We start from the raw sequence: 19,311 nt of genomic DNA on the forward strand, positions 1-19,311 counted from the left end.
ATTTGCGCGACGGATGCCAAGCTGCCATGCGCATCGCGCGTGGTGCCCCTAGGATAAATGGCGCGACGAATGGCGTGCGGCAGATGGAAGGAAGCGATCATGATCCCGCGGGAATATCTGGATTCGGCGCAAGTACCGGGCGGGCAGGAACTCAAGCTGTACCGGCGCGGCGCGGATCATATGATCGTGCTTGATCGCAACGAATTGATGAGCAGCCGGATGAGCGGATCGGAAAAGCAGCTGGCGCTGATGACGATCGAACGGTTGCAGGGGCGCAAGGCGCCGCATCTGCTGGTCGGCGGCTATGGCATGGGCTTTACCCTGCGTGCGGCGCTGGGCGTGCTGGACGGATCGGCGCGCGTGACCGTGGCCGAACTGGTGCCCAAGATCATCGAATGGGCGCGTGGCCCTATGGCCGATCTGATGGCCGGGTGCCTGGACGATCCCCGCGTCGACCTTCTGATAGAGGATGTCGTGCCGGTGATCGCTGCCGGTAAGGCGACCTATGACGCGATCCTGCTGGACGTCGATAATGGCCCTGACGGCCTGACCGCTGCCGCCAATGACCGGCTCTATTCGGCCAACGGGTTACAGGTGGCCAAGGCGGCTTTGAAGCCCGGTGGGATATTGGCGGTGTGGTCGGCGGGGTCGGACGATCCCTTCACCCGTCGCCTGCGCAACGCTGGCTTCGACGTCGATGAAGTGGCGGTCAAGGCGCGCGACAATGGCAAGGGGCCACGGCACGTCATCTGGTTCGCCCGGAAGCGATAGCTGTCCTCTTTATGTTTCGGCTCTTAATGAAAATCGCGTGATCGCGGCAATATCCGCACGTCCCTGGGGTGGCGGCGCGGCGACGGCGCGGGCCGGGAATGGACCGGATGCGTGACCTCATCCCCGCGCATCATCGGCTGTTCCTGCAACCAGTCGAGCGCGCGGCTGGCGTCGGTGACGCGATCAACCATCAGATGGACGACATTCTCCTTGCTGCGCTGGACTTCGCCTTCGATCAGCATCAGGCGCGACGCCATCACTGCGCGCCGCTGCTTTTCCATGTCGCGCGCCCAGAGCAGCGCATTGACGATGCCGCTTTCATCCTCGATCGTGATGAAGACCGCATTGCCCTTGCCCGGCCGCTGGCGGATCAGGACCACGCCCGCCACCTTCACCTTCGCGCCATCCTTCGCGCCATTGACCGATGCGCAGTCGATGACGCCACGCCGGGCGAAATGATCGCGCAGAAACTGCATCGGATGTCCCTTCAGCGACAGCCTGTGGGTCTGATAGTCGATCGCGACCTCTTCGGATAAGGGCATGGCAGGCAGCATGGGATCGGCTTCGCGGCCGAGTTCGGGCAAATCCTGAGCAGCGAAGAGCGGCAGCTGGGCCGGCGGCACGCGACGTGCTTCCCACCCCGCCTCGCGACGGCTGCGGCCAATCGATTGGAGCGCGTCAGCATCCGCTAGCAGATGCAAAGCGCGAGCGGGCATCCCGGCCCGGCGAGCGATATCCTCCATGTCGCGCAGAGCGCTGTCCCGCCGCGCCGCGATCAAGGCCTTGGCCCATTCCTCGCGGAACCCGTCGATCCGATTGAGGCCGAGACGCAGAATACGTTCCCCTTCCAGACTGCTATTCCAGTCGCTTGCCTGCACATCGATCGGTCGCACCTCCACGCCATGTTGCTGTGCGTCGCGGACCAGTTGTGCGGGGGCGTAGAAGCCCATCGGCTGGCTGTTGAGCAGGGCGCAGGTGAAGACCGCGGGATAATGGCATTTCAGCCAGGAGGAGACATAGGCGAGCCAACCGAACGCCTGGGCATGGCTTTCGGGAAAGCCATATTCGCCGAAACCCTCGATCTGCTTGAAGCAGCGTTCGGCGAAATCCCTTTCATAGCCGCGCTTGACCATGCCCTCGATCAGGTCGGTCTGATATTTGCTGACTTCTCCGGTGCGACGAAAGGTCGCCATCGCCCGGCGCAACCCATCCGCCTGGGCCGGTGAAAACCCGCCCGCGACGATCGCCAGCTTCATCGCCTGCTCCTGAAACAGGGGAACGCCCAACGTCTTGCCCAGCACCTCCTTCAACTCATCGGGATTACCGGGAGGGCCGGGTACTTCCGCCTTCTCCTCCCCATTTCGCCGTCGGAGATAAGGATGGACCATGCCGCCCTGGATCGGGCCGGGCCGCACGATCGCGACCTGGATGACGAGGTCGTAGAGTTCCTTCGGCTTCATTCGGGGCAGCATCGAGATTTGCGCGCGGCTTTCGACCTGGAAGGTGCCGATGCTATCGCCCTTTTGCAGCATGGCGTAGGTCGCCTTGTCCTCCACCGGCACCCGGTCCAGAGTCAGGTCGCCCAGGCCATGCAGGCGCATCAGGTCGAAGCTCTTGCGGATCGCGGTCAACATGCCGAGCGCCAGCACATCGACCTTCATCAGTTGCAGCGTGTCGAGATCATCCTTGTCCCATTCGATGAAGGTGCGGTCGGGCATGGCGGCATTGTGGATCGGAACCAGTTCGTCGAGCCTACCATGGCTCAACACGAAGCCGCCAACATGCTGCGACAAATGCCGGGGATATTCGAGCAACCGGCTCGCCATATCGCGCAGCCGGGCAAGTTCGGGATTGGCGGGATCGAAGCCGGCTTGGGCCAGTCGGGCTTCGGGCACTTCCTGATCGCCGCTCCAACTGCCCCAGACCGTGCCGGACAGGCGCGCCGTCACATCCTCCGTCAGGCCCAGCGCCTTGCCGACTTCGCGCAGCGCGCTGCGCTGGCGGTAGCGGATGACGGTCGCGGCGATACCTGCCCGCTCGCGCGTGTAGCGGCGGTAGATATATTGCATCACTTCCTCGCGCCGCTCATGTTCGAAATCGACATCGATATCAGGTGGTTCGTCGCGGTTTTCGGATAAAAAGCGGGAGAAGAGCAGTTTCTGCTCGACCGGGTCGATGGGGGTGACGCCCAGCAGATAACAGACCAGCGAATTGGCCGCAGACCCCCGTCCCTGACACAGGATCGGCGGATCGAGACTGCGGGCGTAGGCGACGATGTCGTGGACGGTCAGAAAGTAATAGGCGTAGTTTTTGAGTCGGATCAGCCGAAACTCGTCATTCAGCACGTTGCGATAGGCGGGCGGCAATCCGTCTGGGAAGCGCGCCTTCGCCGTTTCCTCAACCAGATGTTCGAGCCAGTCCTGCGGCGCCCAGCCCTCCGGCACCGGCTCATGCGGATATTCATAGACCAGTTGGTCGAGGTTGAAGTCGATGCAACCCAGCAAGTGCTGCGTCGCGGCGATGGCCTCCGGGCAGGCAGTGAACAGGCGCGCCATTTCGGCAGGGGCTTTCAGGTGCCGCTCGGCATTGGGCGCAAGACGGCGGCCAGCGGTCTGGATCGTCAGCCCTTCGCGGATGCAGGTCAGCATGTCTTGCATCGGCCGATCCTCCGCTTCCGCAAAGAGGGCGTCGTTGGTGGCGATCAACGGCACGCCGCATTGCGCCGCCAGCATCCTGCGCCGGGCCAGCATCCGCGCGTCGCGCCCGGAACGCCCCATAGTCGCCGCGAGCCAGAGGTGCGGGGTAAGCGCCCGCAGTTGCTTCAGCAGGGCTGCGTCGCCGTCCATCGCGATCAACGCCATGTCCTGCGCATGATCGATCAGGTCCGACAGATTGAGTTCGCATGTCCCCTTGATCGCGCGGCGATTGCCCAGCGTCAGCAACCGGGTCAGCCGTCCCCAGCCGAAACGGGTCATCGGGTAAGCCACAATGTCGGGCGTGCCGTCGGCAAAGACCAGCCGGGCGCCGACGATCACGCGCATGGTGACGCCCAACGGCTGCAAATCCTTAAGCGCCTGATGCGCGCGCACCACGCCCGCCACCGTATTACGATCGGCAATGCCGATGCCGGTCATGCCCAGATGCGCGGCCTGCTGCACCATGATGGCGGGATGGGACGCGCCACGCAGGAAGCTGAAATTGGTGGCGGCAACGACCTCTGCAAAGTTGCTCATGCGAAGAGGCCGTGCAGATACCAGCGTATCTCTACCTCTTCGCCAAACAGGCCATGGCGGAACATCCAGTAGCGGCGCCCGTCGCTATCCTCTATCCGGTAATAGTCGCGCGTCTTGCCAGCCCCGCCCGGCTGATGCCCGTCCCGCCTGCGCCACCATTCCGCCGCGATCCGCTCCGGCCCTTCGGCCAGCCGCACCTCATGCAGATGGTCGCGCCAGCGGAAGCGCTGGGGCGGGCCGTCGGGCACGCCAGCGATCACCGCCACCGGCTGGGGCGGGTCGAACAGCAGCAGCGGCCGGGGTGGACGATCCTCCACTATCGGCCAGGGCTGCTGCCGGGACTGCGTCGCTGGCAGCAGCCTTTGCGCGCCTTCGGGGATATGCCGGTCGCAGGGTTGAAGGCGACGGACATTATCTGGGCCGAGGCGAATACCGAGCCGATCAATCAGCGCGACGATGCCGTCCTCCGCCGCCCGCGCTTCCCCATCCATCGCCTGCTGCCGTTCGGCCAGCGGCTCCACACGCGGCACCGCCAGCAGCACGGCGTCGAAGCCGAAGCCGGGATCGAGCGGATCGGCCATCGTATCGATCCGCTCGCGCAGCAGGCGCAGCACGGCGGCGGGATCGCGCACCGGCTGCCCGGTTTCGATCGCCAGCCCCTGGCGCGCGCCATCGCTGCGCAACAGACGGATGACGAAACGCCGGCCGCCCAGCTTGCGCGCCTCCATCTGCCGCGCCGCCTGATCCAGCAGATCCTCGATCACGTCCATGACATCTTCGGTCCGGGCGATGGGTTCTGGGAAGCGCGCCTCGGCCCGGATTGGGGCGGCGGCGCAGCGCGGCGCGATCGGGCTGGGTGCTTCGCCCAATATCTGGCGCAAGCGGGTGACCGCCTGTTCGCCAAAGCGGGCGGCGATCATCCCCATCGGGCGTTTGGCCAGGTCGCCGATGCTGCGCAGGCCGGCCTGGCGCAGGGCGGCCAGTGCGCCATCGTCCAGTTCGAGCGCCGCGACCGGCAGTGCGGCCACATCACTGCCGCGTCCGCCATGCCGCGCCAGCGCGCGGGCGGCCATGGCGTTGGGACCGAAGGCATGACGGCTGACATGGCCTGCCATCGCCCGCGCCTGTTGCGCCAGCGAGCGCGCACCACCGAACAGATGGCTGCAACCGCTGATGTCGAGGATGAGACCATCGGGTGCATCCAGCGCGACCATGGGCGTGAAATGGCGCATCGCCTCCAGCAAGCGGTCCAGCGCATGCGCATCAGCGACGGGATCAGCCGGACGCGTGACGAGCGTCGGGCAGCGCGCCCGCGCGTCGGCCAGCGTCATGCCGACCGCCAATCCCTGCTCAACCGCCAGCGCATCCACCGCCGTCAGTCGCAGCGCATTGCCAACCCGCGTCACCAGCGCCAGGGGGTCGGGCCCGCCAGGCTCAGGCGACCTGTCGCTGGTCCGCCCCATCGTCGCCCGCATCCGTTCGCAGGCGAGAAAAGGGAACCACAGCGCCAGGCAAAGGCGCTTGCCCCCCTGCATCCGTTCCGTCTGCATCCCTGAAACATCCACCTTCACTATCCCAAGTCAGCCGCCAGCGTGCCCCCGCCGGCCCGCCACGACAGCGGAGCAATTCAGCCTCGATCGCCGGCCAGCCGGGCGCGTCCGCCTCCAACGCGACGGAGGGCGCGCTTTTGATCGTCCAGCGGGTTTGCGCGCCGCTCGATCGCGGTTCGGCATCGCTCCGCAGCAATATTATGCAGGCGCCGGAGGCTTCCGCCGCCAACACCAGGCGGCGGCTGGCGGTCAGGTCATAGTCGGCAAAGCGCCCCTCGCTTTCCATCAGCACCCCCGCCACGCCCGGACAGCGCGCCGCCTCCAGCCCGGCGCGCAGCATGTCGACCTCGGTCCGCGTCTCCACGATCGTCAGGCGACTGGGCTCAATGCCCAGTAGCGCCAGTCCGTCCCCCGAAAACAGTGTCGGCAGGCGCTGGCGGCGCGGCGTGCGCAGGGCAAAGATCGCCCCTGCCCCGGCAAGCGCCCCTTGCGTCAGGGCAAAGGCAAGCGCCGCCGCCCGATCCGCGGCCTGGCTGTGAATTTCATGCAGATGCCCTTGCTCAAGCGCCGGACAGGACGCTTGCGCTTCTGACGCATGCCGTCCTTTCGTACGCGCGCCGTTAATGGGACCATTGCTTGTCATATCTCGAATCGCTCACCATGTTCTTCTTATGTTCTCAATGCGCGCGTTCGTCCAGCATGAAAGGGCGTGATGCTGACGCGCAATCTGAGGGAGACGATCGCTGCGAGCCAAGACGCTGACGGTGATCGAAAGCCGCGTAGCCGCCATGATGAAGGGCGAGGTCAAAGCGTCCCGCGCGCGGCTGGCGCTGGCCAACAGCAATCTAGACCGCGACCGAAGCGCGCATTGCCTGCAACCAGGCAATCGGCTAATTGTTGGCGGCCGACAGCGGTGGCGGTGTCCTCAACCGCATCGGCATCAACACGCCGGCGGCGGGGTAGGTGATCGCACGCAGCGTCGCGCCGGGCCAGATGGTCGACGCCAATGCCGAACTTTTCGCGTCGGACCGTGTCGCTCTCGCTCCAGTTGCAATCCGCCGATGCCGGTCGGATGAAGCCAGGCAACAGCGTTACCGTCACGGCGGCGGGGCGACGGCGCCTGTCCGTTTCGTGTCGCCGGTGCTGGACGAACAGGCCCGGCTTTACCGGCGTGCCGATGGCGCTGGTGGGCGGAGTGCTGACGCTGTTCGTGCTGCCTACCCTCTATGATCGCTATGGCGGACGGCCAAGGTACAGCGCGGCAGCGCAGGCTATGGCGGCCTGAATGTCGTGCAAGCTGAGGGAGCGGTTACCCACCGCTCCCTCAAAAAGACGTCGTCAGGATTGGCTTTCATTGATCCAGCGCAGGATGTTGCCCGTTTCCGGCCGTGCCAGCCAGTCCGGGCTGACATGAAGCCACTGAACAACGCGCCCCGCCCCCACCAGCAGCGCGGCGGGCTGGGGCAATTCCCAGTCGTTGGTGCCGGTCACTTCGCCGATCCAGCCGGCAGGAGGCGGGGACGGGCGATCGTCGGGCTGGAAGCTGATGCCCAGCAGGCGCGCAAGGCGGTTATCCCTGTCGGAGGCCACGGGGAAAGGCAGGCCGTGCCGCGTCTTGATGTCGCGCAGGCGATCAGGCTGCTGCGGGCTGAGCGCCACCAGCCTGATGTTGCGATCTGCAAGCGCGGGATGCAACGTATCGGCATAATAGGGCAAGGCGATGTTGCAGGCCGGGCAGCCGGCGAAGCGGAAGAAGATGAACAAGGCCGGGCCATCGGCGGTCAGCCTGTCCAGATCGAGCGTACCGCCGCCGACTTCGGCGAAGGACAAAGGCGGCAGGATGTCGCCCGGTTGGGCCACGTTCGCGGGGTCGAAGCGGTCGACCAGTTGTTGGCGCTGGGCTGCATTGGCCGCCAGTTGCGTTGCAGGCCAGTTGCGCTCACGCTCAGCCTGCAAAGCGGCGTAACGGTCCTTGAGCGTTTCGGTGAGAAGTGTCGCCATCATGGTCTCCTTGGGTCTGGACTATGATGGCGACAGGCGGTGCTCCTCGCTAATGAGAGTTTCGGCGTGAGTGACGAAAAATCGTCATAGTTTCAGGCGGCATCGCGCCGGGCGGGTGCCTGCTGGTGGCGGCTTGCCGGGATGGGCAGGCCCAGATTGCCGCGCAGTGTATCCGCCTCATAATCAGTGCGGAACAGGCCGCGCGCCTGCAGGATCGGCACGACTTCCTCGACGAAACGCTTGAATTGCGCGGGATGGCCGAGATGGACGTTAAGCCCGTCGAGCGCGCGCTCTTCGAACCAACGCTGGATTTCGTTCGCCACGGTTTGCGCCGACCCGACGAAGGGGCTGCCGCGACCGGCGCGCGCACGCTCCACCGCCTGCCGCAGGGTTAGACCTTGCTCGACGGCGAGGTCAGTGATCTTCTTCGCCTGGGTGTAGAAGCTGTTTTTCGCATATTTGAGCGCCTGCACCGGGAAGGGTGCGTCGGGATCATATTGGCGGAAATCATGCCAGCCGAAGGGACGGCCGAACTCCGCCAGCGCCTGCTCGAAACTCTGGTCGAGCGTGCGATAATGGTGTTCGATATCCTTTGCCTGCGCGTCGGTATCGCCAACTGTGACGAAGAAGCCCGGCAGGATGACGATTTGGTCGGGATCGCGCCCCTGTCGCGCCGCGCGGCCTTTCAGGTCGGCATAAAAGGCCTGGCCCTGTTCGATCGTCGCTGCATGGGTGAAGATCGCGTCGGCGATGGTCGCCCCCAGATCGCGGCCTTGGTCGCTGTCGCCCGCCTGGAAGATGACCGGTTCTCCCTGCGGCGAGCGCTGGAGGTTGAGCGGACCGACGACCTGGAAAAATTCCCCGCGATGGTCGAGGCGATGGAGCCTGTCGGGGTCGAGGAACTGGCCGGTGGCCCTATCGCGGATCAATGCCCCCTCCTCCCAACTCGACCAGAGGCCGCGCGCCACGTCGAGAAACTCGACCGCACGGCGGTAGCGGGTATCATAGTCGAAATGTTCCGGCTGGCTGAAATTGCCGGCCGTGCCAGCATCGCCGCTGGTGACGACATTCCAGCCCGCGCGTCCCTTGCTGATGAGGTCGAGCGAGGCAAAGCGGCGCGCCAGATTGAAGGGATCATTATAGGATGTGGTGAGCGTGGCGACCAAGCCGATATGCTTGGTCGCCACGGCCAACGCCGACAGGAGGGTGAGCGGTTCCAGCCGGTTGAGATAATGGGGCGGCGAATTGGCGGTGATGAACTGGCTATCGACGATGAAGACGAGGTCGAACTTCGCCGCCTCCGCCTGACGCACGACATCGATATACCAATCGACATTTACGCTGGCGTCGAGAGGAATGTCCGTATCGAGCCAGCGATTGCTGTCGCCAGGGCCACCGACGCCGGTGGGGACGAGACCGAGTTTGAGTTGGCGCTTGGTCATGAGCCGATTCCTATGCGTCGAAGCCGGGGGACTGGCGTTCTGCTTTGCGCAGGGCCGCTTCCCAGACCAGGTCGTAGTGGGACTTGGCGCCTTCGACCGGCTTACGTTCCCGGCTCATCTGGCGGCGCACTTCCTCCTGCGCCTCTTCCGGGGCGATCAATATCTTGTCGCGGCCGATGGACAGGGTTCGCACCTGCGCCTTGCAGGCTTCCTCCAAATGGTAGATGCCGCTGAACGCTTCACCCGGCGTCGCGCCCAGCGCCAGCGTGCCGTGATTGCGGAGCAGCATGACTTTCGTATCACCAAGATCGGCCACCAGTCGCTCACGCTCGTCCAGATTGAGCGCCACGCCTTCATAGTCGTGGTAAGACAGACGCGGAATCAGCGCGAGCGCGCGCTGGTTGAGCGGCAGCAGACCTTCGGCATGGGCCGACACCGCCATGCCGTCGGCGCTGTGGAAATGGGCGATATAATGGGCGTCGTCGCGCGCGGCGTGGATCGCCGAGTGGATCACATAGCCGGCATAGTTGATGCCATAGTCGCTGTCCCCGATGACGTTGCCGTCCAGGTCGACCTTCACCAGACTGGACGCCGTAATCTCATCGAACATCAGGCCGAACGGGTTGATGAGGAAATGATGATCCGGTCCCGGTGCGCGGGCCGAGATATGGGTGTAGATGAAATCGTCCCAGCCATAGAGGGCGGACAGGCGATAGAAGGCGGCGAGGTCGACACGGACCTTCCATTCCGCTTCGCTGATCCCGGATGCGCGGAAACGATCGTCTTTCAGGACTGTAGCCATGGGAATGCTCCTTTGCGGGCAAATGTAGGCAGAAGGCAGGGGGCCGCCCAATGAGAATGTCTGATGGATGGACGCGCCGCGCTCATGCCGGGAAGATGCCGGGATCGACGATGCGTGAGACATCGACATGGACAGGTAATTCGCCATCGGCGTGGAAGCGATCGACCACCCGCTGAAGCGGCTTGATGACCGCCGCGTCGGGCGGGACGAGGACGGGATTCTGCCGATCGACGATCAGCTTCGCCAGCCTGGGATCGACGCCCGTCGCCTTGGCGAACAGGGTGGCGTAAGCGCCTGGATGTGCCTGCGCCCATAGGCTGGCGGTGCGGAAGCGGGCAAGCACATCCTTGAGCGCGGCGCGCTTGGCCGGATCATCCAGCGCCGCCTGCGACGCCGCGATCAGGGTGAGGCCGGTGTTGATCCCCTGCCCGTCGCGCAACACCCGCGCCCCGCGATCTTCTGCCGCTATCTGATAGGTGCCGAAGGTCGCCCAAGCGTCGATCCGGCCGGCGGCGAAGGCGGCGGCGGCGTCATTGGGCAGCATGAATCCGATATCGACGCTCTTGCGATCGACCTTCGCTTCCTTGAGCGCTTCGAGCAGCAGATAGTGCGAGATGCTGCCGCGCGCGCTCGACACGATGACGCGATGGCCGACAAGACCAGCGACGTTACGAATGGGCGAGCCGGGCGGCACGATGATGCCGATGTCGCGGGTGGACGAGATAGAGCCGGCGATCACCTTGAGCGGGACGCCCGCCGCCGCCGCCAGCACGACGGGCAGGTCGCCCGCCGGCGCGGTGTCGACCGCCCCGGCATTAAGCGCTTCCAATAACGGCGCGGCACCGACGAAATTAGCCCATTCTATGTCGTAGGTCAGCCCCTTGAGCGCGTCGGCGGCTTCCGCCTTGGACTGGAGCAGATGGACCTGGTCACCCAGCACGAGCTTGGTGCGCCCGCCCTTCCCGGCCCCGCCGCAAGCAGTGAGGCCGAGCGCGGCAGCGCCCGCAAGGAAGGTTCGACGATCAGAAAGCAAGAGCGATCCGTCCATAATAATAGCCGCCTGCGGGATTGAAGGGCGACGGGCCATAATAGCCTTGCCCCGTTTGGGGATTGCCCGGCCCATTGGTTTCGGGACGGACGTCGAACAGGTTGGTGGCGCCGATAGAGAGGGTGGCGAAGTCGGTGACCTTCGCGCTGATGCTGGCATCGGTGATGATCTTCGCCCCGAAATAGCGGTCGTCGCCGGCCGCAGTGCGCTGCGTATATTTGCCGTAGCGGGTGTTGGTGACGCTGAGGCCGAAAATGCCCTTGGTCCAGTTCAGCGTGCTGACCAGCTTGGTATGCGGCTGAAGCACTTCCAGTTCGCCGATCTTGTCGCCGCCGAAGAAGACCGATCCCGCCCCCAGCAGAGACGCGCCATTGGCGCCGAACAGTTGCGAGGGCGTGGCGACGATGTCGGTGACCTTGGTCTTACTGTAATTGAAAGCTAGGGTGACGCCCAGCTTCCCGAAATCGCCAAGGCCGGTCGAATAATCGGCGACCAGGTCGAAGCCCTTCGTCTCGGTATCGGCGGCGTTGATGAAATATTCGGCCTGCTCGATATCCGACAAGCCGTTGGCGGCGAGGATGGCGGAGATGCCGGCGCCGAACAGGCGGCCGGTGCGTTCGACCCGGTCCTTGATCTTGATATAATAGCCATCGAGCGTGATCGACAGCGCCGGGATCGGCGTGAAGACGATGCCAAGCCCGGCGTTCCAGGTCTTTTCCGCCTTGAGCGGCTTGGCACCCAGCAGCTTCCCGACATTGGAGTCTGCGGTCACCAGCTTGGCGACGGTGGGGCGCAATTCGGTCTGGCCGGTTTCGGTGTTGAAGAAGGAGGAGGTGCGGCCATCGGTCTGGGCATAGCCGATCTGAGTCAGCGACGGCGCGCGGAAGCCGGTGCCGACGGTGCCGCGAATGGCGAACGCGGGGCTGAATTCGTAGCGGCTGTTGAGCTTCAGGCCGATCGGGCTGCCCGACCCGTCGCTATAATGTTCGGCGCGGATGGCCGCGCCGATATACCAGGCGTCGGTCGGATAGATGCCAAGGTCGATATAGCCGGCATAGACCTTCCGGCTGATATCGGCTTCGTCGTCCGGGGAGAGGACGATCGCGCCCTGGACCACTGGTGAGGCAACGCGGCCGACATTCCAGTCATATTGCTGGTCGCCCGGCTGAAACGTGTAGGTCGCAGGTTCATAGGCGAGCGGATCGCCAGCAAAGGTGCGGAAGCGGTCGAGTCGATATTCACCGCCGATCGACACCTGTAACGGCTTGGCGAAGCCGATGTCGAACTCGCGCGTGAGATCGACATTGTGGGTCCATTGGCGGAACTCGAAATTGGCGAGATTGGGCCAGCTGGTCGGGCTATCCGGACCGAGCGAGGGGCGGATGGAGAGCTTGGAAAACTGGCGGCTGGCGTTGCGGCCAAAGGAAGAGGACAGGTCATAATCCCAGCCCGCCAGCACGCCCTTCAGACCGCCGACAAACTGGAAATCCGTCTCGTCGATATTGTTGAGCGGATAATAGCCGTCGGGGAACAAGGCGGTGAAATTGGCGGTGCTGTTGGGGCGGCGGAAATTATTGCCGATCTGGGCGTCGCGCTCGCCATAGGTGCCGAAGCTATAGAGGGTGGCGTTGTCCGTCACCGGTAGCTGCGCGTTATAGCCAAGGTTGAACGCCTTGATCTGCGGATCGCCATTATGCGCGCCGTCGCGGTTCCAGGCAGCGTTGCGGGCATTGGCGTCGGCGATGTTCGCCTCCACCTGCGCGCGGGTCAGGCCGCTGCTGGCGACCACCTGGTCGATGGTGCGACCGGCGGGCAGGCCATAGAGATTGGTGTCGGTCGCGGGCAGGTTCCACCAGGCGCCGCCGCGCTTGCGGATGTCACCGCTGACGGTCAGGAAGCCGCCATCGTCGCCGATCCTGGTGCCGTAACGGATGGTGCCCTTCCAACTGTCCGGCTTGCCATTGGCGGAATAGAGCGTGCCATAGGTGAAGTCGCCGCTCAGACCTTCCTTTTCGGCCAGTTGGATGTTGATCACTCCGGCGATCGCGTCGGTACCATATTGGGCGGCGGCGCTGTCTTTGAGCACTTCGATCCGGTCGATGCCGCTGGTCGGAATGAGGTCGATATCGACCGGGTTGGAACCGGATGTGTCGGCGGTCGAATTGCTGAGGAAAGCCCCATTGTGGCGGCGCTTTCCGTTGACCAGTACCAGCGTATAGGCCGGCGCCAGGCCGCGATTTGTGACCGGGCGGCCGATCGAAAAGACGCCGGCATGGGTCGAACCGAAATTGAGCGAGGGCAGCAGTTTGGACAGCGCTTCGCCAAATTCGGCCGAGCCGGTCGCCTGCAACTTGTCCGCGCTGACGACGTCGATCGGAGCGGGGCTTTCGGCGATGGTGCGCGGCGCGCCGCGAACACCGGTGACGATGATCGTTCCGGCGTCGGTGGCGGCATCGTCCGGTGTGCTGAGCGCCTGCGCCGATGCCGGTGAGACAGCGAGTGCGACAGCTGTGAGCGCCGAGGATGCGAGATAGTAAGCGGTCTTCTTCATGGATATTCCCCCAAACAGACTTGGAGGCCTGCCTATTTTCTATTGATTTGGTTGAGAAATGACTTTGGCGACATATCTATGATTAAAACTAAACTTTAGATCATCTTTCCGCTGACAAACTTATTGTTTCATTGGGATTTGGCGAAGCTAGAGTCGAAGGCGCTCGCGACGTCGCGTTGACCATCGATCAGTCCGGCTTTCTGAAACCGAGCGGTGATCGCCTGCTCGTGGGCGATGATTTTCGCGTCGATCGGCTGCGCGATCCGGTTGCTGCGGTCGAAGCTGGCGCGGGCGATGTCGAGCGGCAAGCCGGTCTCCTTTGCCAGCACCTGCGCAAATTGATCGGGATGGGCGCGCGCCCAGGCGACGGCTTTGGCCTCGCGCTGAAGGAAGTCGGCCAGCATCGCCCGCTTGGGATCGATCGAATCGGTGTTGGCGATATCGATATAAAGCGGCAGGCCATAGTCTTTCGCATCGACGACGGCGCGCCCGCCTTCCTTGATCGCGACATTGGTATAGGGGGTCCAGGTCGCCCAGGCGTCGATCGCGCCGCTGTCGAACGCCGCCTTCGCATCGCCCGGCGGCAGGAAGGTGACGCGGACCTTGTCCGCCGGGATATGGGCGCGTTCCAGCGCCTGAAGCAGGAGATGATGGCCGATCGACCCGCGGGTGGTGGCAACCGATTTGCCGATCAAATCCTGCGCGCCTTTCAGCGGCGATCCGTTTTTCACCACTATCGCAAGCGCATCGCTCACCTGGTTGGCCGGGGCCTGGACGGCGATGGCCTTGACCGGGCTGCCGCTCTGATAGGCGAAGATGAAGGGCGCGTCGGCCGCGAGGCCCAAGTCCGCCGCGCCGCCGCCCACCGCTTCGAGCAGGGGCTGGGCCGCGGGAAATTCCGACCATTCGACCGTGTAGGGCGCGCCTTCCAGCGCGCCGGACGCGAGCATCATGGCCTTGACCTGCCCTTTCTGATTGGCCACGCGCAAGACTTTGTCGTTCCCTGCGCGAAAAGTCGCGGCGGCGAGCGCTATGCCCGCCACCGCGACAAGGGACGCCGACAGGATGACGACGGTCTTCTTGGACATGGATCAGCCCGCCAGGGCGAGGCCAGCGGCTTCGCGCTCGGCAACCTTGCGGCGCACGACCGGCAGCAGCTCACGGCCATAGACAATGGAATCGCCCAGCGGATCGAAACCCCGGATCAGGAAATGGTCGATGCCGATGTCATAATAATCCAGCATCGCGTCGGCGACCTGTTCGGGCGTGCCCACCAGGCCGGTGCTGTTGCCGGCCGCGCCGGTCAGCGCCGCGACGCCGGTCCACAGGCGTGTATCCTGCCGATTGCTGCTGGCGGCATCAAGCAGGCGAAGCGATCCGGCGTTGGGCGGGCGATGGCCGGTCAGCGGAAGGCCCGCCGCGACGCGGTTTTCGCGCACCTGCTCCTCGATCTCCGCCGCGCGCTTCCAGGCGGCTTCTTCGGTATCGGCGATGACCGGACGCAGCGACAGCGAGAAGCCGGGGCTGCGGCCATAGCGCGCGGCCGACTTGCGCACGGCGCGGACCGTGTCCTGCACCGCTTCGAGCGTTTCGCCCCACAGCGCATAGACATCGGCATGGCGGCCGGCGACCTCGATCGCCTCGGCCGACGATCCGCCGAAGAAGACCGGTAGATTGTCGGGCTTGATCGCGCTGAACGCCTGACGAATGTCGTAGAACTTGCCCTGATGGTCGAAGGGCTTGGCCTCTGTCCATTCCTGCCGCAGGATGGTCAGATATTCGTCGGTGCGGGCGTAGCGTTCGGACTTTACAGTCCTGGTGTCGCCGTCGCGCGCCATTTCCTCGTCCGCGCCGCCAGTGATGATATGGACAGCGACGCGGCCGCCCGACAATTGATCCAGCGTCGCCAGCTGGCGCGCAGCAACGGTTGGCTGCGTGAAGCCGGGGCGATGGGCGACGAGGAAGCCCAGCTTCGTGGTGATGGCGGCGGCGTGGGCCGCGACGATCTGGCTTTCCGGGCTGTTGGAGCCGAAGGGAATGAGGACGCGGTCGAAGCCGCCCGCTTCCTGCGCCTTTGCGGCCGCATTGACATAATCGGTGTCCAGCGCGCGGCTGCGGACCGCCGCTTGCGTTTCAGAACCGTTATTGAAGCCGATATAGCCGATGAACTTGACGCTCATGGAAATTCTCCCAAAATTTTAAATGACGTAGAAGCCGTGGGTGCCGTCGCGCTCCAATTGGGCGACGAGGCCATATTCCCAGTCGAGATAGGCCTGCATCGCGGCCGCCTTGTTGTCCGTGCCTTCATAGGGGCGCTTGTAGCGGCCCTCCGGCCCGCGTGGCGCAGGCGCGCCGTCCGGTCCGGTTTCCAGCGTGACAGCCGACCAGTCGACGTCGAGGATGGAAACGTCCCAACCAAGTTGGGCGAGCCAGGAGGCGGTCATGTCCGCGCGCGGACCAACATTGTCGGTCACGACAATGCGGGCACCGCGCACTGGAGCATTGTGGTCGGTTTCCTGCACCAGTTGCCCACCCTGCGCATTGCGGAAGCCAGGCAGATGGCCGCTTTCATATTCGCGCGGCTGGCGCACATCGTAGAGATAGAGGGTGCGAGCCGTATCGGCCTGAAACGCGGCCAGTTCGTCCCAGCCGATGCGTTTCACGCCGGCGCGATAGGCGACGTCGCGGGCATGGGTGCGCGCTTCCTCGATCGCCACATCGTCGACTTCGGGCGCGGTGCGGGTCTGGCCGGTTTCGAGTTGTTGACCCGCCAGTGTCCAGCCGATCGTACCGTTGCGCAGCGCAAACACCTTGTTGGGGACGCCCGCATTGACCAGCGATTGCGCGCCAATGATCGAACGAGTGCGGCCGGCACAATTGACGATGATGGTGATGTCGGGATCGGGCGCGATGGTGCGTGCCCGCAACGCCAGTTCCGCGCCGGGCACGCTGGTCCCGGTGGGGATGCTCATCGTGTTATATTCGTCGTAGCGGCGCGCATCCAAGATCTTGATGTCGGCTTTTTCATCGATCAGCGCCTGCACGTCTTCGGCGGCCAGTGACGGCGTATGGCGGCGATGCTCGACCAGTTCGCCGAACGCTTTGGAGTAGCTGTTGACGTCCTCGAACAGTTCATAGCCAGCCGCCGCCCAAGCAGAGAGACCGCCGTCCAGTTCGCGGACATTGGTATAGCCCAGCGCTTCGAGGCGGATCGCCGCTTTGCGGGCGAAGCCTTCCCCATTGTCATAGACAATGACCGGCGTGGCGAGGCGCGGGATGCGCCAGCGGGCCTCCTCGTCGATGCGGCGCAGCGGGATTTGCGCGGCGAAGAGCGGGTGACCCTGCGCAAAGTCATGTTCTTCGCGCACGTCGATGATGGCGATTTCGCTGCCGACCAGCAGGGCGTGGCGGATATCCTGCGGCGTGGCGGTCTGGATTTTGTCCAGCGTTTGCGTAGTCATGCGGTTTTCGATCTGTCCCAGAGGTTGGGGATCACGCTGTTCGCGTAACCCGAAATGAAGGTCTTGGGCGTGCCGTCGAGGGCGTAGGTCGCGCGCTCGACCGCGCCGATATTGGCGCCATAGACATGGATGCTGACGGACGGCCGGTCGGCGAGCCCATTGGTGACGCGATGGATATCGCCAATGCGGGGGGAGACGGCATCCACCTCCCCTTCGTGCAGCAGTTCCTCGCCCTGATCGACCAGGGCGCCGCTTGGCAGGCGACGGAAGCGTTCGACCTTTTCGATCCCGCGCAGGACGCCGACCAGACCCCAGACGCTATGGTCGTGGATGGGGGTGGACTGGCCCGGTCCCCAGACGAAGCTGACGACGCTGAACCGCTCGCGGCTGTCGCAGTGGAGCAGATATTGCTGGTAGCGATCGGGATTGGGCCGGGCGAAGGCTTCGGGCAGCCAGTCGTCGGTGGCGATCAGGCGGCTGAGCAGTGCGCGACCGCTGTCCAATATCGCCTGCTCGTCGCGGGTCGCGGCCAGCAGGTCGGCAAAGGCGGTGACGAAGCCGCGCAGGCGGCTGGTGTTAGGCGCGGTTTCGACCGGGCGTTCGATGGCGGCGAGCGCGTTCATTCAGCGGCGACCGCGAGGGGAACGACGCCTTCGCCATGATCGTCGCCGCCCAGATGCGAGAGCAGTTTCTCGCGCAGGCGAGCCGCAAAGCTGCTGCGCTCGCCGCGCGGGGCGGTGATGCGTTCTTCGGCGACGATACGACCCCGGTCGAGCACCAGCACGCGATCGGCCAGCGCAATCGCTTCCTCAACATCATGGGTCACGATCAGGATAGCGGGCTTGTGCTTGCGCCAGAGCGACAGCACCAGATCGTGCATCCGATAGCGGGTCAGGGCATCAAGCGCGGCGAAGGGTTCGTCCAGCAGCAGCAATTGCGGCTCGCGCACCAAAGCGCGGGCCAGCGCCACGCGTTGGGCTTCGCCGCCCGACAAGGTCAGCGGCCAGGCGTCGAGCCGGTGGCCAAGGCCCACTTCCTTGAGCGCAGCCTCGGCGCGGTCGCGGCCGTTGTCGCCCTTCAGGCCTAGCGCGACATTCTTCCAGACCGGCTTCCATGGCAGAAGGCGGGCATCCTGGAAGACGACGGCGCGGGAATTGGGGACTTCGACGTCCTGATCGCGCACTTCGTCCAGACCGGCGAGCGTGCGCAGCAAAGTGGTCTTGCCAGAGCCGGAGCGGCCCAGCAGGGCGATAAACTCGCCGGGCCCGATGTCGAGGTCAAGGCCGTTGATGATGGTGTTGGCGCCGAAGCGCCGGGTAAAGCCACGCAGGCGGACGACGGGTTCGGGATGGGGCTGGTGAACAGCGCTATCGACCGTGGAAAAACCGAGGCGAGCGTCCATGCTTATTGCTCCACTATGCTGGGGCGCCAGATGAGGGCGCGGGCTTCGATCGTGCGGACCAGCCAGTCGGCGCCAAGGCCGAGGATGGCGTAAACCATTAGGCAGACGACGATGATGTCGGTCCGCATGAAATCGCGAGCGTTGTTGATGAGATAGCCAAGGCCGGCCGATGCGTTGATCTGTTCGGCGACGACCAGCACCAGAATCGACACCGATAGGGCGTAGCGCAGCCCGACCAGCAGCGAGGGCAAGGCAGAGGGCAATATGACGTGCCATATCTGTTCCCAGCGGCTGAGACCGAAGCTCTTTGCCGCATCGAGCAAGCGCAGATCAACGCTGCGGATGCCGCTGTAGAGGTTGAGATAGACCGGGAAGATGGTGCCGAAGGCGATCAGGGCGACCTTGGGCGTTTCGCCGATGCCGAACCAGACGATGAAAAGCGGGGTCAGCGCCAGCGCGGGGATGGTGCGCTTAATCTGCATGAGCGGATCGACCGCCAGTTCGCCCGACCGCGACAGGCCAGCGACGAGGCCGAGGCCCAGGCCCAGGCTCACGCCGATCAGCAGGCCGACGGCGACGCGGGCGAAGGACACCAGCAGATTGGAGGGGAGTTCGCCGGAGATCACCATCTCCAGCAACGTGCCCAGCACCGCCGATGGCGCAGCGAGCGTGCGTTCGGGGATAAGGCCGAGACGCGATCCCGCTTCCCAAAGCAGGAGCAGCAGTACCGGGGAAAGCCAGCGGCCGCCGAAGCGCGAAAGAGAGAATGGGCGTGGCGCCAACGCCGAACGGCCTTGCGCTACCTGTGATGTATCGTTGATCGTCAAAACCGCCATGTCCGGCCCTTTATGTAACTGCGGACAAGCCCAACATGTATTGTCTACCAATTCAATTAAGTTTTTCTAGGCGGACCTATCAGCGTTCATCATAGGTCGCCTTTCGTCGTCATGGAGGGACGGATCAGCGCCGATATCGGGGGGTTGCCGTGCGGCCTTTCATTCCAGCGTAGTTTTTTCTTGGCCGGACAAATCTCTACTATTTTGATTGATA

The 19,311-nt window shown here is 64.4% G+C and carries 16 protein-coding genes; 2 read left to right on the forward strand and 14 right to left on the reverse strand.

Translation table 11 applies throughout. The features are described from left to right. Positions 1 to 99 precede the first annotated feature (99 nt). Positions 100 to 771 carry a spermidine synthase gene (locus CEQ44_RS14560; protein WP_088184109.1) on the forward strand — a complete coding sequence of 224 codons (672 nt, stop codon included), beginning with the start codon at positions 100 to 102 and terminating at the stop codon, positions 769 to 771. Between the two features lie 23 nt (positions 772 to 794). Here the strand turns inward: CEQ44_RS14560 and CEQ44_RS14565 are convergent, their stop codons facing one another. The 3 genes from CEQ44_RS14565 to CEQ44_RS14575 are packed head-to-tail and all read right to left on the reverse strand — an operon-like array spanning position 795 to position 6,197. After that, positions 795 to 4,004, reverse strand: a complete 3,210-nt coding sequence (locus CEQ44_RS14565; protein WP_088183935.1) for an error-prone DNA polymerase — start codon at positions 4,002 to 4,004, stop codon at positions 795 to 797. Then, complete coding sequence (locus CEQ44_RS14570; RefSeq protein WP_254914372.1) at positions 4,001 to 5,467, reverse strand: DNA polymerase Y family protein; 1,467 nt, start codon at positions 5,465 to 5,467, stop codon at positions 4,001 to 4,003. Before CEQ44_RS14570 ends, CEQ44_RS14565 begins: the two co-directional genes overlap by 4 nt. Next, a complete protein-coding gene (locus CEQ44_RS14575) occupies positions 5,439 to 6,197 on the reverse strand; it encodes an ImuA family protein (protein ID WP_088183933.1) in 759 nt (252 codons plus the stop codon). Before CEQ44_RS14575 ends, CEQ44_RS14570 begins: the two co-directional genes overlap by 29 nt. 363 nt (positions 6,198 to 6,560) lie before the next feature. Here CEQ44_RS14575 and CEQ44_RS14580 point away from each other — a divergent pair, with 363 nt between their 5' ends. Next, positions 6,561 to 6,839, forward strand: a complete 279-nt coding sequence (locus tag CEQ44_RS14580) for a hypothetical protein (RefSeq protein WP_088190017.1) — start codon at positions 6,561 to 6,563, stop codon at positions 6,837 to 6,839. A gap of 53 nt (positions 6,840 to 6,892) precedes the next feature. Here CEQ44_RS14580 and CEQ44_RS14585 read toward each other — a convergent pair whose 3' ends face one another. The 11 genes from CEQ44_RS14585 to CEQ44_RS14635 form a co-directional block, all read right to left on the reverse strand. After that, positions 6,893 to 7,555, reverse strand: coding sequence for a peroxiredoxin-like family protein (locus tag CEQ44_RS14585; RefSeq protein ID WP_088184108.1), 663 nt, complete (start codon positions 7,553 to 7,555; stop codon positions 6,893 to 6,895). Positions 7,556 to 7,647: 92 nt separating this feature from the next. Beyond that, positions 7,648 to 8,997, reverse strand: coding sequence for an LLM class flavin-dependent oxidoreductase (locus tag CEQ44_RS14590; protein ID WP_088183932.1), 1,350 nt, complete (start codon positions 8,995 to 8,997; stop codon positions 7,648 to 7,650). A 10-nt stretch (positions 8,998 to 9,007) separates the two neighbouring features. After that, on the reverse strand, positions 9,008 to 9,799 hold the full coding sequence (locus CEQ44_RS14595) for a class II aldolase/adducin family protein (protein WP_088183931.1): 792 nt from the start codon (positions 9,797 to 9,799) through the stop codon (positions 9,008 to 9,010). An 82-nt stretch (positions 9,800 to 9,881) separates the two neighbouring features. Continuing rightward, a complete protein-coding gene (locus tag CEQ44_RS14600; protein WP_176400298.1) occupies positions 9,882 to 10,847 on the reverse strand; it encodes an ABC transporter substrate-binding protein in 966 nt (321 codons plus the stop codon). Beyond that, positions 10,822 to 13,398, reverse strand: coding sequence for a TonB-dependent siderophore receptor (locus CEQ44_RS14605; protein ID WP_088183929.1), 2,577 nt, complete (start codon positions 13,396 to 13,398; stop codon positions 10,822 to 10,824). The genes CEQ44_RS14600 and CEQ44_RS14605 overlap by 26 nt, the downstream gene beginning before the upstream one ends. Positions 13,399 to 13,526: 128 nt before the next feature. Then, positions 13,527 to 14,486 (reverse strand): ABC transporter substrate-binding protein, encoded by a 960-nt coding sequence (locus CEQ44_RS14610; RefSeq protein WP_088183928.1) that lies wholly within the window; start codon positions 14,484 to 14,486, stop codon positions 13,527 to 13,529. A 3-nt stretch (positions 14,487 to 14,489) separates the two neighbouring features. After that, positions 14,490 to 15,578 carry an LLM class flavin-dependent oxidoreductase gene (locus CEQ44_RS14615; protein WP_088183927.1) on the reverse strand — a complete coding sequence of 363 codons (1,089 nt, stop codon included), beginning with the start codon at positions 15,576 to 15,578 and terminating at the stop codon, positions 14,490 to 14,492. An 18-nt stretch (positions 15,579 to 15,596) separates the two neighbouring features. Then, a complete protein-coding gene (locus CEQ44_RS14620; protein WP_088183926.1) occupies positions 15,597 to 16,859 on the reverse strand; it encodes a rhodanese-like domain-containing protein in 1,263 nt (420 codons plus the stop codon). Beyond that, the gene (locus tag CEQ44_RS14625) at positions 16,856 to 17,482 is read right to left on the reverse strand and encodes a cysteine dioxygenase (RefSeq protein WP_088183925.1); all 627 of its coding nucleotides are present in this window, start codon (positions 17,480 to 17,482) and stop codon (positions 16,856 to 16,858) included. Before CEQ44_RS14625 ends, CEQ44_RS14620 begins: the two co-directional genes overlap by 4 nt. Then, a complete protein-coding gene (locus tag CEQ44_RS14630) occupies positions 17,479 to 18,261 on the reverse strand; it encodes an ABC transporter ATP-binding protein (protein WP_088183924.1) in 783 nt (260 codons plus the stop codon). The genes CEQ44_RS14625 and CEQ44_RS14630 overlap by 4 nt, the downstream gene beginning before the upstream one ends. A 2-nt stretch (positions 18,262 to 18,263) precedes the next feature. Continuing rightward, entirely contained in the window at positions 18,264 to 19,097 is an 834-nt protein-coding gene (locus CEQ44_RS14635) for an ABC transporter permease (RefSeq protein WP_254913702.1), read from the reverse strand. Positions 19,098 to 19,311: the final 214 nt, after the last annotated feature.

The organism is Sphingobium sp. Z007 (genome assembly GCF_900013425.1).
In the GTDB taxonomy this organism is placed as follows: domain Bacteria; phylum Pseudomonadota; class Alphaproteobacteria; order Sphingomonadales; family Sphingomonadaceae; genus Sphingobium.

What these genes read in the sequence shown, in the direction of transcription:
- CEQ44_RS14615 (WP_088183927.1), bottom strand. Translation starts at nt 15,578, where the DNA reads ATGAGCGTCAAGTTCATCGGCTATATCGGCTTCAATAACGGTTCTGAA.
- CEQ44_RS14625 (WP_088183925.1), bottom strand. Translation starts at nt 17,482, where the DNA reads ATGAACGCGCTCGCCGCCATCGAACGCCCGGTCGAAACCGCGCCTAAC.
- CEQ44_RS14600 (WP_176400298.1), bottom strand. Translation starts at nt 10,847, where the DNA reads ATGGACGGATCGCTCTTGCTTTCTGATCGTCGAACCTTCCTTGCGGGC.
- CEQ44_RS14605 (WP_088183929.1), bottom strand. Translation starts at nt 13,398, where the DNA reads ATGAAGAAGACCGCTTACTATCTCGCATCCTCGGCGCTCACAGCTGTC.
- CEQ44_RS14585 (WP_088184108.1), bottom strand. Translation starts at nt 7,555, where the DNA reads ATGGCGACACTTCTCACCGAAACGCTCAAGGACCGTTACGCCGCTTTG.
- CEQ44_RS14595 (WP_088183931.1), bottom strand. Translation starts at nt 9,799, where the DNA reads ATGGCTACAGTCCTGAAAGACGATCGTTTCCGCGCATCCGGGATCAGC.
- CEQ44_RS14635 (WP_254913702.1), bottom strand. Translation starts at nt 19,097, where the DNA reads ATGGCGGTTTTGACGATCAACGATACATCACAGGTAGCGCAAGGCCGT.
- CEQ44_RS14610 (WP_088183928.1), bottom strand. Translation starts at nt 14,486, where the DNA reads ATGTCCAAGAAGACCGTCGTCATCCTGTCGGCGTCCCTTGTCGCGGTG.
- CEQ44_RS14620 (WP_088183926.1), bottom strand. Translation starts at nt 16,859, where the DNA reads ATGACTACGCAAACGCTGGACAAAATCCAGACCGCCACGCCGCAGGAT.
- CEQ44_RS14575 (WP_088183933.1), bottom strand. Translation starts at nt 6,197, where the DNA reads ATGACAAGCAATGGTCCCATTAACGGCGCGCGTACGAAAGGACGGCAT.
- CEQ44_RS14590 (WP_088183932.1), bottom strand. Translation starts at nt 8,997, where the DNA reads ATGACCAAGCGCCAACTCAAACTCGGTCTCGTCCCCACCGGCGTCGGT.
- CEQ44_RS14570 (WP_254914372.1), bottom strand. Translation starts at nt 5,467, where the DNA reads ATGGGGCGGACCAGCGACAGGTCGCCTGAGCCTGGCGGGCCCGACCCC.
- CEQ44_RS14560 (WP_088184109.1), top strand. Translation starts at nt 100, where the DNA reads ATGATCCCGCGGGAATATCTGGATTCGGCGCAAGTACCGGGCGGGCAG.
- CEQ44_RS14580 (WP_088190017.1), top strand. Translation starts at nt 6,561, where the DNA reads ATGCCGAACTTTTCGCGTCGGACCGTGTCGCTCTCGCTCCAGTTGCAA.
- CEQ44_RS14565 (WP_088183935.1), bottom strand. Translation starts at nt 4,004, where the DNA reads ATGAGCAACTTTGCAGAGGTCGTTGCCGCCACCAATTTCAGCTTCCTG.
- CEQ44_RS14630 (WP_088183924.1), bottom strand. Translation starts at nt 18,261, where the DNA reads ATGGACGCTCGCCTCGGTTTTTCCACGGTCGATAGCGCTGTTCACCAG.